This window comes from Myroides odoratimimus, assembly GCF_038039805.1.
GTDB lineage: Bacteria > Bacteroidota > Bacteroidia > Flavobacteriales > Flavobacteriaceae > Flavobacterium > Flavobacterium odoratimimum_B.
Window position 1 is genome coordinate 115,734 of sequence record NZ_JBBPHK010000008.1, and the last position, 15,549, is coordinate 131,282.

Annotated in this window: 16 protein-coding genes; 5 read left to right on the top strand and 11 right to left on the bottom strand. The window is 36.1% G+C overall.

What is annotated here, in order from left to right; translation table 11 throughout:
* Nucleotides 1-170: 170 nt before the first annotated feature.
* The 11 genes from AABL85_RS08375 to hemA all read right to left on the bottom strand — a co-directional run bounded on the left by AABL85_RS08375 (nucleotide 171) and on the right by hemA (nucleotide 10,458).
* Nucleotides 171-1,772, bottom strand: coding sequence for a fumarate hydratase (locus AABL85_RS08375; RefSeq protein ID WP_006262344.1), 1,602 nt, complete (start codon nucleotides 1,770-1,772; stop codon nucleotides 171-173).
* Nucleotides 1,773-2,316: 544 nt separating this feature from the next.
* A complete protein-coding gene (locus tag AABL85_RS08380) occupies nucleotides 2,317-2,727 on the bottom strand; it encodes a c-type cytochrome (protein WP_341309784.1) in 411 nt (136 codons plus the stop codon).
* Nucleotides 2,728-2,843: 116 nt separating this feature from the next.
* Nucleotides 2,844-3,206, bottom strand: coding sequence for a DUF7716 domain-containing protein (locus tag AABL85_RS08385; RefSeq protein WP_341309785.1), 363 nt, complete (start codon nucleotides 3,204-3,206; stop codon nucleotides 2,844-2,846).
* Between the two features lie 138 nt (nucleotides 3,207-3,344).
* Entirely contained in the window at nucleotides 3,345-4,337 is a 993-nt protein-coding gene (gene hemB, locus AABL85_RS08390) for a porphobilinogen synthase (protein WP_006262347.1), read from the bottom strand.
* A gap of 144 nt (nucleotides 4,338-4,481) precedes the next feature.
* Nucleotides 4,482-4,862, bottom strand: coding sequence for a four helix bundle protein (locus tag AABL85_RS08395; protein ID WP_286414053.1), 381 nt, complete (start codon nucleotides 4,860-4,862; stop codon nucleotides 4,482-4,484).
* Between the two features lie 147 nt (nucleotides 4,863-5,009).
* Nucleotides 5,010-5,990, bottom strand: coding sequence for an oxygen-dependent coproporphyrinogen oxidase (gene hemF / locus AABL85_RS08400; protein WP_341309790.1), 981 nt, complete (start codon nucleotides 5,988-5,990; stop codon nucleotides 5,010-5,012).
* Between the two features lie 127 nt (nucleotides 5,991-6,117).
* Complete coding sequence (locus AABL85_RS08405; RefSeq protein WP_006262349.1) at nucleotides 6,118-6,477, bottom strand: hypothetical protein; 360 nt, start codon at nucleotides 6,475-6,477, stop codon at nucleotides 6,118-6,120.
* A 66-nt stretch (nucleotides 6,478-6,543) separates the two neighbouring features.
* Nucleotides 6,544-7,572 (bottom strand): uroporphyrinogen decarboxylase, encoded by a 1,029-nt coding sequence (gene hemE / locus AABL85_RS08410; RefSeq protein WP_039328658.1) that lies wholly within the window; start codon nucleotides 7,570-7,572, stop codon nucleotides 6,544-6,546.
* A gap of 37 nt (nucleotides 7,573-7,609) precedes the next feature.
* The gene (locus AABL85_RS08415; RefSeq protein WP_341309786.1) at nucleotides 7,610-8,275 is read right to left on the bottom strand and encodes a uroporphyrinogen-III synthase; all 666 of its coding nucleotides are present in this window, start codon (nucleotides 8,273-8,275) and stop codon (nucleotides 7,610-7,612) included.
* 1 nt (nucleotide 8,276) lies between these two features.
* Nucleotides 8,277-9,206, bottom strand: a complete 930-nt coding sequence (gene hemC / locus AABL85_RS08420; RefSeq protein ID WP_341309787.1) for a hydroxymethylbilane synthase — start codon at nucleotides 9,204-9,206, stop codon at nucleotides 8,277-8,279.
* 1 nt (nucleotide 9,207) lies between these two features.
* Complete coding sequence (hemA, locus tag AABL85_RS08425) at nucleotides 9,208-10,458, bottom strand: glutamyl-tRNA reductase (RefSeq protein ID WP_341309788.1); 1,251 nt, start codon at nucleotides 10,456-10,458, stop codon at nucleotides 9,208-9,210.
* A 232-nt stretch (nucleotides 10,459-10,690) separates the two neighbouring features.
* On the opposite strand from hemA, the gene AABL85_RS08430 reads away from it, so the two are divergent.
* Genes AABL85_RS08430 through AABL85_RS08450 form a run of 5 tightly spaced genes read left to right on the top strand, consistent with a single transcriptional unit; the run spans nucleotide 10,691 to nucleotide 15,402 of the window.
* Complete coding sequence (locus AABL85_RS08430; RefSeq protein WP_286415431.1) at nucleotides 10,691-11,563, top strand: helix-turn-helix transcriptional regulator; 873 nt, start codon at nucleotides 10,691-10,693, stop codon at nucleotides 11,561-11,563.
* Between the two features lie 4 nt (nucleotides 11,564-11,567).
* On the top strand, nucleotides 11,568-12,584 hold the full coding sequence (gene hemH, locus AABL85_RS08435; protein ID WP_341309789.1) for a ferrochelatase: 1,017 nt from the start codon (nucleotides 11,568-11,570) through the stop codon (nucleotides 12,582-12,584).
* Nucleotides 12,585-12,588: 4 nt separating this feature from the next.
* Complete coding sequence (locus tag AABL85_RS08440) at nucleotides 12,589-13,128, top strand: CopD family protein (protein WP_286415428.1); 540 nt, start codon at nucleotides 12,589-12,591, stop codon at nucleotides 13,126-13,128.
* Nucleotides 13,128-14,600, top strand: coding sequence for a sensor histidine kinase (locus AABL85_RS08445; RefSeq protein WP_286415426.1), 1,473 nt, complete (start codon nucleotides 13,128-13,130; stop codon nucleotides 14,598-14,600). The genes AABL85_RS08440 and AABL85_RS08445 overlap by 1 nt, the downstream gene beginning before the upstream one ends.
* A gap of 16 nt (nucleotides 14,601-14,616) precedes the next feature.
* Nucleotides 14,617-15,402: an enoyl-CoA hydratase/isomerase family protein gene (locus AABL85_RS08450; protein ID WP_286415424.1), complete on the top strand. Its 786-nt coding sequence runs from the start codon at nucleotides 14,617-14,619 to the stop codon at nucleotides 15,400-15,402.
* The last annotated feature ends 147 nt before the right edge of the window (nucleotides 15,403-15,549 follow it).

The window sequence follows — 15,549 nt, forward strand, 5'->3', positions numbered from 1 at the left end:
TATGCTATACAGTATGTCAATAGGAAGTGACGCAGAACAGAGCCTTAAAAAACATCTGTTTGACACCGTTAGTGAATAGAACACTCCTAATTACTAATTAAAAAAAGCCGATACTGTCGCTAGTATCGGCTTTTCATTGTCGTCTATAAATTGTTAGTTTATTCTGATTATTATAGATCTGCAAAGAAGTCATTTCCTTTATCATCAGTGATGATGAAGGCAGGGAAGTCTTTCACTACGATCTTACGCACAGCTTCCATTCCTAATTCTGGGAAGTCAACCACCTCTACGCTTAAGATATTCTCTTTTGCAAGGATAGCAGCTGGTCCACCGATAGAACCTAGGTAGAAACCACCGTGTTTTTTACACGCATCAGTTACCGCCTGACTACGGTTACCTTTCGCTAACATAATCATACTTCCACCTACCGCTTGGAAACTATCTACATAAGGGTCCATACGCCCTGCTGTAGTTGGCCCGAAGCTTCCTGATGGCATACCATCTGGAGTCTTAGCTGGCCCTGCATAGTACACTGGGTGATTCTTGAAGTATTCTGGCATCTCTTGTCCATTGTCTAACATCTCTTGGATCTTAGCGTGAGCGATGTCGCGCGCCACGATAACAGTTCCGTTTAACATTACACGAGTTTTGATAGGATGCTTCGTTAACTCTGCTAATTGTTCTTTCATTGGCTTGTCCAAGTCGATTACCACAGGCTCTTCTAAGTGAGGAGCTACTGCAGGTAAGAAGCGTCCTGGATCAGTCTCTAATTGTTCTACGAATAATCCCTCAGCAGTGATTTTCGCTTTTATATTTCTATCTGCCGAACAAGACACTCCTAATCCTACAGGACATGAAGCAGCGTGACGAGGAAGACGGATCACACGTACATCATGAGTAAAGTATTTACCCCCAAACTGTGCTCCAATCTTAGACTCTTGACAGATTAATTGTAATTTTTTCTCCCACTCTAAGTCACGGAATGCTTGACCTCCCATATTACCAGAAGTAGGTAAGTTATCATAGTATCCAGCAGATGCTTTCTTTACAGCCGCTAAGTTTGCCTCAGCAGATGTACCACCGATCACTAAAGCTAAGTGATATGGAGGACAGGCAGCAGTACCTAAATCCATGATTTTCTCTTTGATAAATTCCGTTAAGTTTTTATCATTAAGAAGAGATTTTGTTTTTTGGTATAAGAACGTCTTGTTAGCAGACCCTCCACCTTTCGCTAAGAATAAGAACTCATATTTAGCTCCTTGTGTAGCATAGATATCGATCTGTGCAGGTAAGTTAGAACCTGAGTTTTTCTCCTCAAACATACTGATAGGTACAATCTGAGAGTAACGCAAGTTTTTCTTTTGGTACGTTTCGAAGATACCTTTAGATAAACTCTCAGCATCATTCGATCCCGTATATACGTTTTCACCTTTTTTTGCCACTACGATAGCAGTACCTGTATCTTGACAAGAAGGCAATTGCCCTTCTACTGCTACTTTTGCATTTTGCAATAAGTTATAAGCTACAAAACGATCGTTATCTGTCGCTTCCGGATCGTCTAGGATAGCTTTTAATTTTTCTAAGTGCGATGTTCTTAACATGAATGACACATCTGTCATCGCTGTCTCAGCAATCATCTCAATCGCTTTAGGATCAACCACTAATATCTCTCTATCTCCTAATTTTTCTACTTTTACATAGTCAGAAGAAATCTTTTTGTACTGCGTATCATCTTTCTGAATCGGATACGGATCTTGATATATGAAGTCCATTGAATTGTTAGTTTATTTTTGTTTAGTAAAATTACTAATTAAAGTCCTTATAAAATCGTAGAATGCTTCTAAATAGCCAGTGTTTATAAGGGATATAGATCATTTACACTTTACAGATTAATATTAGAACTCTTCATTTTATTTCTCTAAGAATGAACACTTTCTTCGCATATTAGACAACGATTTTATATTCTCATTTTATAATATGTAGCAATATCTAATCCCATCACTTCATATCACACTTAAAATAAACACATTACTATACTTTCTATTTCCTTCCTAAATTGACTGATCGCATAGTGGTCGCATAGTGATAGGATAGTGGTCGCATAATTTTAGCCTGTTTTAATGCAATCACTATAGCATCACTAGCCCATCACATCCTGACCATCTGCTAAAAAAAAGTGTTTTATTCCCATTTATCATCCACTAAAGCTTGAGTTGCATTTTATATTAAGGGGTAAAATCTATCTCTTACTGAATATAAAAAAGCCTTGAATCTATTGACTCAAGGCTTTTCGATAACTTACTGCTTAATTGTTACCTATAAACTACGCATATAGGCAATAAGCGCTTCCATTTCTAGATCACTAAACTTCTTTGTGATCTCTAAGTTAGCTTGCATAATGATAAACTGAGAAGGATCAACTATAGGTTCCTCATTTCCTCTCAAAAAAGAAACCAGATCAGCGTTGTGTTTATCATACACTTGCAATATTTCTTTGACACTAGGTCCTATTATTTTTTTATCTGTCTGATGACAAGAAGCACAGTTCCCTTTTCCTTTAAAGATGTCTTCACCTAGCTTGATTTTTTCAGACATAGTCATTTCAGCTACTTCTCCTCTCTCTGATTCGTACACAGCTTCAGGTTGTGCTTTATCATCCTTACCTCCACATGCTACTACACTAATAGCAGCAAGAAGTAGCAAACTAGTTTTTATAATTTTTGTCATTGTTGTTGTTTATTTATTTCCATCAAAAATAGAGAAACAAAATGAACATTATAGTATACAAAACAGTCCTTTTAGTGCAATAAACGGACAAATAACATATGATAGACTTAAATCTTTTAGTCAAAATCTATAAAATCATCTATCGTCAGGTAGTAATCTAATGCCATGATGAGTTCTTCTACCTTCACTGTAGGTTTCTGGCTCACTGCTAAGTCTACTACATCTTGTATATCTTCATCAGAGCACAGATACCACATATCTAGTTCTGTAACAGCGTCTGGATATATCTCTTCATCATCCTCGGTCACCTCAACAGGATCACCAACATAAATCTCTAATTCTACATCCGCCTCATCTTCTACAGCATAAATAGCATACTGATAGGCTGGATCATACTCCGTAGCTCTTTCTTTTCGATCTTTAACAAGTAAGATAAACTCTGCTAATCGATATGTTTTATTTTTAAAATCAGGCGTCATATATTCTATAATTTTACTAGTGGATAAAGTTAAAACACTTCTTACTACAATTTAGAAAAAAAGTTATCAATAACTTATAATGAAAAAAGCTCGTTGACAAAATCAACGAGCTTCTTCTATTTATGATACTTATTCTAACTATTTATTCAATAGAATAGACGCTTCTTTAGCAAAGTATGTTGAGATAATACTTGCTCCAGCGCGTTTGATACAAGTTAATTGTTCCATCATGATCTGATCGTGGTCTAGCCATCCTCTCTCTGATGCAGCCTTTACCATAGCGTACTCTCCAGATACTTGGTACACAGCTACAGGCACATTCACAGCGTCTTTCACTTCGCGTACGATATCTAAATAAGCCATACCCGGTTTTACCATAAGGATATCTGCTCCTTCTTCTACATCGTATAACGCCTCTTTTACAGCTTCGATACGATTAGCATAGTCCATCTGGTATGTTTTTTTGTCTTTTGGTATCTCTACATCTGCTCTCGGTGCACTGTCTAGTGCATCGCGGAATGGTCCGTAGAATGCAGATGCATACTTAGCAGAATAACTCATGATACCTACATTCGTAAACCCTGATTGGTCTAATGCTTCACGCATACGCAAGATACGCCCGTCCATCATATCACTCGGTGCTACGAAGTCTGCTCCAGCCTCTGCATGAGATACGCTCATCTTCGTCAGTGCATCTACTGTAGGGTCATTCACTACTACTCCATTCTCGATAATACCATCGTGTCCGTATATAGAATATGGGTCTAATGCTACGTCAGGCATTACGATCATACCTGGACAAGCGTCTTTTATCGCTTTGATAGCAGTCTGCATTAATCCATTAGGATTCCATGCTTCTGTACCTGCATTGTCTTTTAAATGATCGCTTACTTTTACATAAATATTCACTGCACGAATACCTAATGCATAAAGCTCTTTTACTTCCTTTACTGTCAAATCCACAGAACGTCTAAACATACCTGGCATCGAAGGAATAGCTTCTTGTACATTAGTCCCTTCTGCTATAAACATAGGGAACATAAAATCTTGTGGAGTCACGATAGTCTCTCTTACCAAACTACGAATAGACTCATTTGTTCTTAATCTTCTACCTCTTTGTAATGGAAACATAATTTTCTTCAGTTTACGGTTTACGGTTTACAGTTTACAGTTGCTCTCGACATCTATAAACAGACCGTTGACCTGTGTTCTTATTTTGATTTACGGTGAACGGTTTACGGTTTACAGTTGCTCTCGATATCTATAAACAGATCGTTAACCTTTATTTGATTCATTATTTATTGTTATTTTAATCTTATTAATTAGAGAAGCGAGCATCTTTTTAATACTTACAATATCATTTTGAAGCACATAATAGTCCTCATCTCTAATATATCGTAGATCTCTTGATAAAAGAAGTAAATACTCTACCTCATGAGCAGAACCAGATGCTATATATAAATACCTAACTAATTCTCTCTGTGTATCCTTACCACATCCTTCTGCGATATTGGTAGGAATTGATACTACCGCCCTTCTTATCTGATCTATTAAATTTCTTTCCTCATACTTAGGATATAAATTTAATAATGGATAGGTCTTTAATACTAATTCATGGCTCAGTTTCCAAACATTATAATTTCGATAGTCTATCATATAGTTTATGATTATTTATAGTACCATAAATTGCAACAACAAACATTCCATTATACACAAAATCTAATAACTTAATAATTTGTTTATATAACTAATTATCTCTATTTAGTAATTTCATACTGTAAACTGTCAACCGTGAACTGTAAACTATTTAACCCAATCAATTGGTTCTGCCAATACTTTCAACAGTTTTTCTTCCCAACTGTTTTCTTCTGGATGGTGGTCATATACCCATTGTACATGTGGTGGCAGACTCATTAGGATAGATTCGATACGTCCATTGGTTTTTAATCCAAATAGAGTTCCTTTATCATGAACAAGGTTAAACTCTACATATCTACCTCTTCTGATCTCTTGCCATGTACGGTGTTCATCACTATAAGGTGTATCCATACGACGTTCTACGATAGGTGCATAAGCTTCTAAGAAGCTATCTCCTACTTCGGTTACGAAGTCATACCACTGTTGCATAGACATTTCTTCTGTTGCTTCTAAGCGATCAAAGAATAGTCCTCCGATACCACGTGCTTCATCTCTATGCGCATTCCAGAAATATTCGTCACATTGCTTTTTATACAATGGATAAAATGCTGGATTATGTTTATCACAAGCTGTCTTACATACAGTATGAAAATGCGTAGCATCCTCATCGAACAGGTAATAAGGTGTAAGGTCTTGTCCTCCACCAAACCAAGAACGCACTACTGTACCTTCTTTGTCATACATTTCGAAATAACGCCAGTTAGCATGTACTGTAGGTACCATAGGACTCTTCGGGTGAATCACTAACGATAATCCGCAAGCGAAAAAATCTACATCTCCTACATTAAAGTACTTTTGCATCGCTACTGGTAACGGTCCGTGTACGGCAGAGATATTCACTCCTCCTTTTTCGAATACTGCTCCATTCTCGATCACACGTGTGCGACCTCCCCCACCTTCAGGACGTTCCCAAAGGTCTTCTTGGAATTTTGCTTTTCCATCTATATCTTCAAGTCCTTTCGTAATGGTATCTTGAAGCTGTTGTATATATTGATAAAATTGTTCTTTCATATTATAAATAGTACATACCCTCTCTCTGTAAGGATACTCATCATTAAAAAAACTATTGTTCCGTAGTTCAGCCAATACATTATATTGCACCTCTCCACCTTATCTTTAAATAAACAATAGTGAGCAGACTCCTCTAGTCCTACATATCACTATCATAGTGCGTATGACACCTCATCCTGTTTCTGCTGTAAATAGTACTCTCTTAAAGGCGACTAATCTTAGTCATGATATTAAATGAGAATGCTTTACTCTCATCTTGGATATATTGATAGACAGCCTTTGCTTTTGCTTTTAATGAAGGCTCTTGAGAAGACCACTTCACTAATAGATCTGTAAACTCTTCCATCTTGTCCCAAGGGAAGTTGAATTTATGTAAGTGCAAGGCTAAGTCCTTACCTTCTGTTATCAACAGTTGTTCATAACTCAAGCCTATCTTTTGAAGCTCTACGTCTAGATCTTCTATAAATTTCTTGTCCTCTGGTGTAAACCCAATAGAAGACAACTTCTGAACAATAGACTCTATACGTCTTTCTTCTTCACTTTTTGTTCCTTTGTTTAACATAGGTCAAATGATATAGTAAAACAAAAAAGCCTACGTCATACTTCGGCAGGCTTTTCTGTCAATATTTTACTTGTGTTCGTATTCTTTTACCGCTTCGATAAATGCTTTTGCATGATCTACTGGGATATGAGGTAAGATACCGTGACCTAGGTTCACTATATATTTATCTTTACCGAAAGCATCGATCATCTCGTGTACCATCTTCTTAATAGTAGGGATTGGTGACATTAAACGGCTTGGGTCAAAGTTACCTTGTAATGTGATATCTCCTCCTGTGAATAGACGAGCGTTCTGTGGGCTACAAGTCCAGTCTACTCCTAATGCAGACGCTTTTGACTTCGCCATCTCAGGTAATGCAAACCAACATCCTTTTCCAAATACGATAACTGGAGTGATATCAGCTAATGCTTCTACTATTTGGTTAATATACTGCCATGAGAACTCTTGGTAATCTACTGGAGATAACATTCCTCCCCATGAATCGAATATTTGTACAGCATTTACACCTGCTTTTACCTTTTCTTTAAGGTACAAAATAGTTGTATCTGTAATTTTTTGTAATAACGTATGTGCAGCTACTGGGTCAGAAAAGCACATTCCCTTCGCTAAGTCAAAGCTCTTAGAACCTTTTCCTTCTACTGCATAACAAAAGATAGTCCAAGGTGAACCAGCGAATCCAATCAATGGTACCTCATCGTTTAACATCTCTTTCGTTACTTTAATAGCATCCATTACATATCCTAATGTCTCTTCGATATTAGGTACGATAACTTGCTCTACATCTTTAGCAGAACGGATAGGATTAGGTACCCATGGCCCTACTCCAGGTCTCATCTCTACATCAATGTTCATAGCTTGCGGTACGACTAAAATATCTGAGAATAAAATAGCAGCATCTGGTTTTACAATACGAATCGGTTGTACTGTAATCTCAGCTGCGATTTCTGGCATTCTACAACGTGTAAAAAAATCATACTTATCTCTTAATTCGCGAAACTCTGGTAAGTATCTACCTGCTTGACGCATCATCCATACAGGTGGTCTCTCTACTGTTTCACCTTTTAACGCTCTTAAGAATAAATCATTTTTAATCATTTCTATTCGATTTTAATACGTCAATTTTTAGCTGACTCTATTTATAATAATCCACACAAGCTTGTAATGTAGCCTCCACTGTAGGTTGCTTCGCTATTACAATATTCTGTGTAACTCCTTTTAATGGTTCTGCTGTAGTATCTCCTATACAGAAGCACACTTCTGTCGTGATGCTGTTCTGCTGAAGATAACTCTCTATCGCTGAAGGACTGTAAAAGCACAATCCATCTACTTTGTATTCATTCTTTACAGGGTTAAGCACAGTCTGATATACTGTGAACTCATTAAAGACTACACCATTTGTTCTAAAAGCATCTGGCAATAGATCTCTTCTGATACTTCCACTAAAGAATGTTATATTTCTATCTTTATAGTCTTGAACAATGATAGGAGCTAATTCTTTTGCATAATGTGCCCAAGCCTTAACTTCCCAACCGTTCTCCTCCAACAATTCTTTTGTTTTTATCCCCACACATAGCGCTGGTTTCTTATTCAGAGCTTCTCTATACCCTTGACTAATCACACTCTTCACTGCATTCTGACTCGTAAACAATACATACTCATGTACAGCATCCAAGTCGAATACCAAGTGTTCTGTCAAGATATAATCTTGTTCTACTAAATGCACCTTCCCTAAAGCTATAGCTTCTAATACACTCGCTTTAATCTTCCGTGTAGATAAAATAGTTGGATTAAAAGACATTTTATTTTTTTAATTGTTGACGTAGTGTTTCCATTAATTCACTACCACCATTCTCAAGAATTTCTTTAGCTGCAAAGAATCCAAGCTTCTTCCACTCTGCGATATCCACTACTTTGTTCACTTCGAACTTCTGTTGGCCATCTAAAGAGAATAGTACCCCTTTAAAATTAATCGTGTCATCGTGATCATTATAAGTAGCTAAAGCACCGATAGGAGCTGTACATCCCCCTTCTAATGTTCTTAAGAACTGTCTTTCTATATAAGTAGTCATCTCTGTTTCATAATCATTTAACTGAGCTACTGCGTCTAAAGCATGATTATCATCTGCATTTACGACTACTACCATAGCTCCTTGTGCAGGTGCAGGTATCATCCAGTCAAGATTAATGAAGTTCGATGGTTTCTTTTTAATACGATCTAATCCAGCTGAAGCGAAGATTGCTCCATTCCAGTCGCTGTTTTGCAGTTTCTCCATACGAGTATTTACATTTCCTCGTAGGTCAACTGTTGTATGTTTTGGGAAACGGTTTAACCATTGAGCTTTACGTCTTAAACTTCCTGTAGCTACTACTGCCTCAACCTCTTCTGACATAAAAAATGTATCTCCTTTATGTAATAAGATGTCTACAGTATTAGCACGTTTAAGTACTGCTCCCTGTACGATTCCCTGTGGTAGAGCTGTTGGTACATCTTTCATAGAATGTACTGCGATATCCACCTCTTTTTTTATCATTGCCACATCTAGAGTCTTAGTAAAGATTCCTGTGATTCCCATCTCATATAGTGGCTTGTCTAACACTAGATCTCCTGTAGACTTAACAGGTACTAACTCTGTTTTGTACCCCAATTTCTGAAGAGATTGTTCAACTGTTTTTGCTTGCCACATTGCTAGTTCACTATCACGTGTACCTATACGAATAATTCTACCCATTTTAATTTGATTCTATATGAAACACCTTTTCTATCCATTCTATACTCTGATCCACTACTGTATCTTCATGACGAAGATGGTTTGCAAAGTGCGTAGTGATCTTCTGTATGATGCGCATACTGATTAGTTCAGCCTGCTCAGAATCAAAGTTATCATATTTCTTTTTATGATAATCTAATTCCCCATCTTTTATCTGCTCTAGCTTAGATTTAAGAGCATGTATAGTAGGTGCGAATTTTCTCATCTTCGTCCAAGCGATAAACTCAGACATGATCTCTTCTATAATTTCTTCTGCTTGTGGAATGAACTCTCTTCTTCTCTCGATAGTCTTATCTGTCATTTGAGATAAATAATCAAGGTGTATTAACTCTACGCCCTCTATCTCAGTCACATCATCACTCACATTCTTAGGTATAGATAAATCTAAAATAACAAGAGGTTTTGTCAAGTTAAGTAGCGCCTTATCTACTGTAGGCTTCTGTGCACCAGTCGCTACGATAAGTACATCTGATTTGCGTATTTCAGCTTGTAAATCTGCATAATCCTTTACGATAAGATTAAATTTACCTGCTACTTCTAGCGCCTTCTCTTTTGTTCTATTAATAAGTGTGATATGATCATTCTTTGTATGCTTCACTAAGTTCTCGCATGTATTTCTACCGATTTTACCCGTTCCGAATAACAAGATATTCTTATTAGAGATATCTTCTACATGATCCATAATATATTGTACAGAAGCAAATGATACAGAAGTAGCTCCAGAGCTAAGCTCAGTCTCATTCTTAATACGTTTACTTGCTTGGATAACAGCATTGACTAATCTCTCGAAGTAGTTCGTTGTCAGTTCTTTCTCCTTCGCTAAGTAAAAAGCGTTTTTAATCTGACTGATAATTTCAAAATCACCTAATATCTGACTATCTAATCCTGTTCCAACGCGGAATAAGTGTTCTATCGCCTCCTTAGTCTTATATACATAAGCTACGTTGCGGAAGTCATCCACCGTACCATTACTGTTATCACATAATAATTTAATCAGTTCGAAAGGGTGTTGTGCGAAACCAAATATCTCCGTTCTATTACATGTAGAAATCACGATTAAACTCTCGATTCCTTCACTTTTAGCTTGAGTTAATAAATTGTCTTTGGCCTCATCACTTAGACTAAACTTACCGCGCATTTCAGCGTCCGCTTTCTTATAACTTAATCCTACTGCATAAAAAGTCGCAGGCTTAGTCTTATCTATTTTGTCCATACCACAGAGTTAATTCAAAAAAGTAAACAAATTTAATATTAAAGAATCGACAAAAGTAACGCTAGAAGGACTATTTATATCGCTAAGGGATTTCTTAAAAAAAAAGCATTGCATTTCATTATAATACAGTACATTTGTAACAACGACAAGGGTTAAAAGACACTCTATATAGAATCATTCTAAATAAAAAGTAACTAAATAAGTTTCTAACTTAAGTTTAAAAAGTATCGCTATGAGTCCTACGGAAGAAATAATAATTGATGATAATTTTTCGATGTTAAGGTTCGAAAACAACCTGACAGAGAATATTACTTTTCAACGAGAAATGGGAACTGGTGTTATCCAATTTTACTTTGGATTAAAAGGATCTGCTAAATTTGTATTCAATCAAGGAGCGTACTCTCTTCCTCTTAATGAAGAAAAGTTCCTGATTCTTTACAATCCTCAAAAACAACTTCCTGTTCACTTAGAGATAACACCAAACACTTGGGTAATTAGCATTTTAATCTCTATTAAGAAATTTCACGCCTTATTTTCAACTGAAGCAGAGTTTATCGGCTTCTTAACTGGCGAGAATAGGGATAAAAAGTATTACTCTGAAGAAGAAATCACTCCTTCTATGGCTATAGTCCTAAATCAGTTATTTAACTTCTATATGAATCCGACTATTAAGAAGTTATATTACACAGGCAAGACATACGAATTACTTAGTTTACTATTTAATCAAAATGAAGATCAAAATATAGAGAACTGTCCATTCTTATCTGATGAAGATGATGTCGTTAAAATCAAAAAAGCAAAAGACATCATCATCAGTAAAATGGCAGAACCACCAACACTTCAAGAGCTAGCAGACTCAGTAGGTATTAACATTAAAAAACTAAAAATGGGCTTTAAGCAGATTTACGGTGATTCTGTATTCAGCTTCTTATTTGACTATAAGATGGAATACGCACGCAAGCTCTTAGATAATGGTAGTTATAATGTAAATGAAGTAGGACTAAAGATTGGTTATAGTTCTGCTAGTCATTTTATTGCTGCCTTTAAAAAGAAGTTTGGCACTACACCGAAAAAATACTTAATGTCTCTCAACACAAATAATTAACAACATGCAAGGTATATTATTAGTTAACCTAGGCTCACCTAAAAGCCCTACAGCAAAAGACGTAAAACCTTATTTAGGAGAATTCTTAATGGATGAAAGAGTAATAGACATGCCATACATCCTAAGAAGTTTATTAGTTAAAGGAATCATACTGAATACTAGACCTAAGAAATCGGCAGAAGCTTATTCTAAAATCTGGTGGGAAGAAGGTTCTCCACTAATCGTAATTTCTGAAAGACAACAAAAGAAAGTACAAGCAAAAGTGGACATACCAGTAGCACTAGCCATGAGATATGGAGAACCATCTATCAAAACAGGCTTACAAGAACTAAAAGACAAAGGCATAGAGGATGTACTTATGATTCCTTTATATCCACAATTTGCAATGGCTACAACAGAAACGATAACTGTATTAGCAGAGGAAGTAAGACAAAAATACTTTCCGCAAATGAACATCACCAGTTTACCTGCTTTTTATAATAAGAAAGAGTATGTGGATGCATTAGCTCACACTATACAAGGTCATTTAGAAGGCTTTGATTACGATCATATAATATTCTCATATCACGGAGTACCAGAAAGACATATCCGTAAGTCAGATGTAACGAAGGGACATTGTACTATAGATGGGTCATGTTGTCAAACAGCTTCTAAAGCACATGAATTCTGCTATAGACATCAATGTTTAGAAACAACAAGACAAGTAGTAGAGAAGTTAAACATCCCTGCTGACAAATACACTAACTCATTCCAATCTAGATTAGGAATGGACAAATGGCTACAGCCCCCAACAGACACAACTGTAAATGGACTAGCTGAAAAAGGTATTAAGAAACTAGCTGTAGTTACTCCTGCCTTTGTAGCTGACTGCCTTGAAACGTTAGAAGAAATAGGAATGGAAGCACATGATGAGTTCTTAAAACACGGAGGAGAAGAGTTCAGAACAATCCCTTGTATGAATGATGATGACATGTGGATCGATGCAATGGTTACTTGGATAAAAGAATGGCAAAACAAATAACATTATGTTGTACCTATATCTAAAAGCCTTACATATAATTTTTATCGTATGCTGGTTTGCAGGACTATTTTATATTGTACGTCTATTTGTCTATTACGCTGAGACAAAGGATATGCCTGAAGTACAATCCAACATCCTAAGAGATCAATACACGATTATGACTAATCGCTTGTGGAATATCATCACATGGCCCGCAGCAGTATTAGCAACAGTTTTTGGGATATGGATGCTGATAGTAATACCAGCTTGGTTAAGCCAACCCTGGATGCATGTAAAACTATTATTTGTAGTAGCATTAATTGCTTATCATCTAAAATGTCATCAGTTCGTAAAACAAATCAACAATAGAACGATGACTAAAACATCTTCTTTTTTTAGGATTTGGAACGAAGGAGCAACCTTGATTTTATTTTCTGTAGTATTTTTAGTAATTTTAAAAAGTACTTTTAATTGGATATTTGGAGTTGTAGGACTAGTAGGTTTATCAATACTATTAATGCTAGGAATACGCCTATACAAACGAATTCGCGATAGCAGAAAATAATGAAAGATGACTTTATATTAAAGAACTTTTCTCTGAGAAATAGAATATTTTTCTCACTTATATTTTTGAGTATTATCTCATCTGTATTGATATCTGCTGTATCAGTGTATCAATTTAGAGAAGAAGCACGTACGTATCATCAATATAGACTAGAGAGAACGGAAAACTCTATCAATGAGAATATAAACTACATCTTAACGACCTCAGAATATCCTTTAACAACAGAAAATATTCCGCGCATCTTTAGAGACAAAATACATGAGCTAGCAGCCATACACAATACAGAAATCAATATACACGATTTACAAGGACGCCTCTTGATCACCTCAAGAGGTACCTTTTCTGTAGACAGCATCTCTAAAAATATCTCTCCCTTAGTCTTAAAGACAATACAATCCTCTCCTAACAAACGCTTTGTAGATATAAAAACGGTCGATAGCAACCGCATACGTATAGCATACAGCTTTTTAAAGGATTTAAAATACAAACCTCTTGGTATACTTAAAATACCATATGAGGAAAAAACAGAGTTTTATGAAAATGAGATCCAGAACTTTATGATTAAGTTCGGACAAGTGTATATCATTATGCTTATTATGTCTATTGCCATCTCTTACTTCTTGTCAAACTATATCACTCAAAGTCTAAACAACATCAGTGTCAAAATCACCAGTACCAAGTTTGGACAAAAAAACGAAAAAATCGATTCTAGCAACACCAGTAAAGAGATTTCCGCACTTATCACTGCCTATAATGACATGGTAGAGAAACTCGATGATTCCTACGAAAAACTAGCTCAAACAGAAAGAGAACAGGCCTGGAGAGAGATGGCTAAGCAAGTAGCTCATGAAATAAAAAACCCTCTTACCCCAATGCGTCTGACTGTCCAGAGCTTCGAAAGAAGATTTGATCCTAATGATCCAGATATCAAAACAAAGCTAAAGGACTTCTCTCAAGTATTAATACAACAGATAGATACCATGACCTCAGTAGCTACTGCGTTCTCAAGTTTTGCAGCAATGCCAGCACAACAGGACGAGACACTTGATATTGTCAACACTGTAAGATTAACACTTGACATCTTTAATGAAGACTATATATCGTTTGAAAGTTCAGATCCAGAGATTATATCTAAAATAGATAGAACACAACTAATCAGAATTATTACTAACTTAGTCAAAAATGCAATACAAGCTATTCCATCTGAGCAAAATAATCCACAGATAAAAGTAAGTATTTCAAGAACAACTGAAAGTGCCATTATCAAAGTAGCAGATAATGGAACCGGTATAAAACAAGAAGATCTAAATAAGATATTCCAACCTAAATTCACTACCAAAACAAGCGGTATGGGATTAGGTTTAGGTATTATCAAAAATATAATTACAAATTACAACGGTACAATAATCTTCGAAACTGAAGAGGGTCTTGGCACCACATTTATTGTTACCTTGCCCATTATAAATAATTAATCAAATAAAAAATATTATGGATTTTGAAAATATTCTAGTAGAAAAAGAAGGGAGCCTGGCCATTATAACCATTAATAGACCAACTAAATTAAACGCTTTAAACAAGCCTACAATTGAAGAGCTTCACCAAGCCCTTAAACACTTTGAAAAAGACCGCGAAACACGTGTTATCATCCTTACTGGAAGTGGAGAAAAAGCTTTCGTTGCAGGTGCTGACATTAAAGAGTTCTCTAGCTTCAACACTAGTGAAGGTTCGCAGTTAGCTGCCAAAGGACAAGAGCTTCTATTTGACTATGTTCAAAATTACAACAAACCAGTAATTGCTGCTGTTAATGGATTTGCCTTAGGTGGTGGATTAGAACTTGCAATGGCTGCACACTTCAGAATTGCATCTAACAACGCTAAAATGGGACTTCCAGAAGTAACCCTTGGTCTAATACCAGGATATGGTGGGACGCAACGCTTACCTCAACTTATAGGAAAAGGAAGAGCTATGGAGTTAATCATGACTGCAGAAATGATAACAGCTGACAAGGCTCTATCTTATGGTTTAGTTAATCATGTTGTAGAACAAGAAGAACTATTAACATTCACAAAGAAAATAGCAAACAAAATAGCTTCTAACTCAGCTTCTGCTATCGGACGAGCTATAAAGTCTATCAATGCCAACTTTAAAGACGGAGTAAACGGATATCACGAAGAAATTAAGAACTTCGGAGAATGCTTCGAAACAGAAGACTTCACAGAAGGAACTACTGCTTTCTTAGAAAAGAGAAAACCTGAATTCAAAGGTCAGAACTAATCATAAAAAAAGGTCAGAGCGCGCTCTGACCTTTCTTATTTCAATTCCTTATTCTTGAAATAAAAAAACCTCTTGATTACTCAAGAGGTTTTTGTTGGCCTACTAGGACTCGAACCTAGAACGACTGAACCAAAATCAGCTGTGTTA

Excerpts from the sequence above, each read along its gene's own strand:
- AABL85_RS08375 (WP_006262344.1), bottom strand. The coding sequence starts at position 1,772 with ATGGACTTCATATATCAAGATCCGTATCCGATTCAGAAAGATGATACG.
- AABL85_RS08380 (WP_341309784.1), bottom strand. The coding sequence starts at position 2,727 with ATGACAAAAATTATAAAAACTAGTTTGCTACTTCTTGCTGCTATTAGT.
- AABL85_RS08385 (WP_341309785.1), bottom strand. The coding sequence starts at position 3,206 with ATGACGCCTGATTTTAAAAATAAAACATATCGATTAGCAGAGTTTATC.
- hemB (WP_006262347.1), bottom strand. The coding sequence starts at position 4,337 with ATGTTTCCATTACAAAGAGGTAGAAGATTAAGAACAAATGAGTCTATT.
- AABL85_RS08395 (WP_286414053.1), bottom strand. The coding sequence starts at position 4,862 with ATGATAGACTATCGAAATTATAATGTTTGGAAACTGAGCCATGAATTA.
- AABL85_RS08405 (WP_006262349.1), bottom strand. The coding sequence starts at position 6,477 with ATGTTAAACAAAGGAACAAAAAGTGAAGAAGAAAGACGTATAGAGTCT.
- hemE (WP_039328658.1), bottom strand. The coding sequence starts at position 7,572 with ATGATTAAAAATGATTTATTCTTAAGAGCGTTAAAAGGTGAAACAGTA.
- AABL85_RS08415 (WP_341309786.1), bottom strand. The coding sequence starts at position 8,275 with ATGTCTTTTAATCCAACTATTTTATCTACACGGAAGATTAAAGCGAGT.
- hemC (WP_341309787.1), bottom strand. The coding sequence starts at position 9,206 with ATGGGTAGAATTATTCGTATAGGTACACGTGATAGTGAACTAGCAATG.
- hemA (WP_341309788.1), bottom strand. The coding sequence starts at position 10,458 with ATGGACAAAATAGATAAGACTAAGCCTGCGACTTTTTATGCAGTAGGA.
- AABL85_RS08430 (WP_286415431.1), top strand. The coding sequence starts at position 10,691 with ATGAGTCCTACGGAAGAAATAATAATTGATGATAATTTTTCGATGTTA.
- hemH (WP_341309789.1), top strand. The coding sequence starts at position 11,568 with ATGCAAGGTATATTATTAGTTAACCTAGGCTCACCTAAAAGCCCTACA.
- AABL85_RS08440 (WP_286415428.1), top strand. The coding sequence starts at position 12,589 with ATGTTGTACCTATATCTAAAAGCCTTACATATAATTTTTATCGTATGC.
- AABL85_RS08445 (WP_286415426.1), top strand. The coding sequence starts at position 13,128 with ATGAAAGATGACTTTATATTAAAGAACTTTTCTCTGAGAAATAGAATA.
- AABL85_RS08450 (WP_286415424.1), top strand. The coding sequence starts at position 14,617 with ATGGATTTTGAAAATATTCTAGTAGAAAAAGAAGGGAGCCTGGCCATT.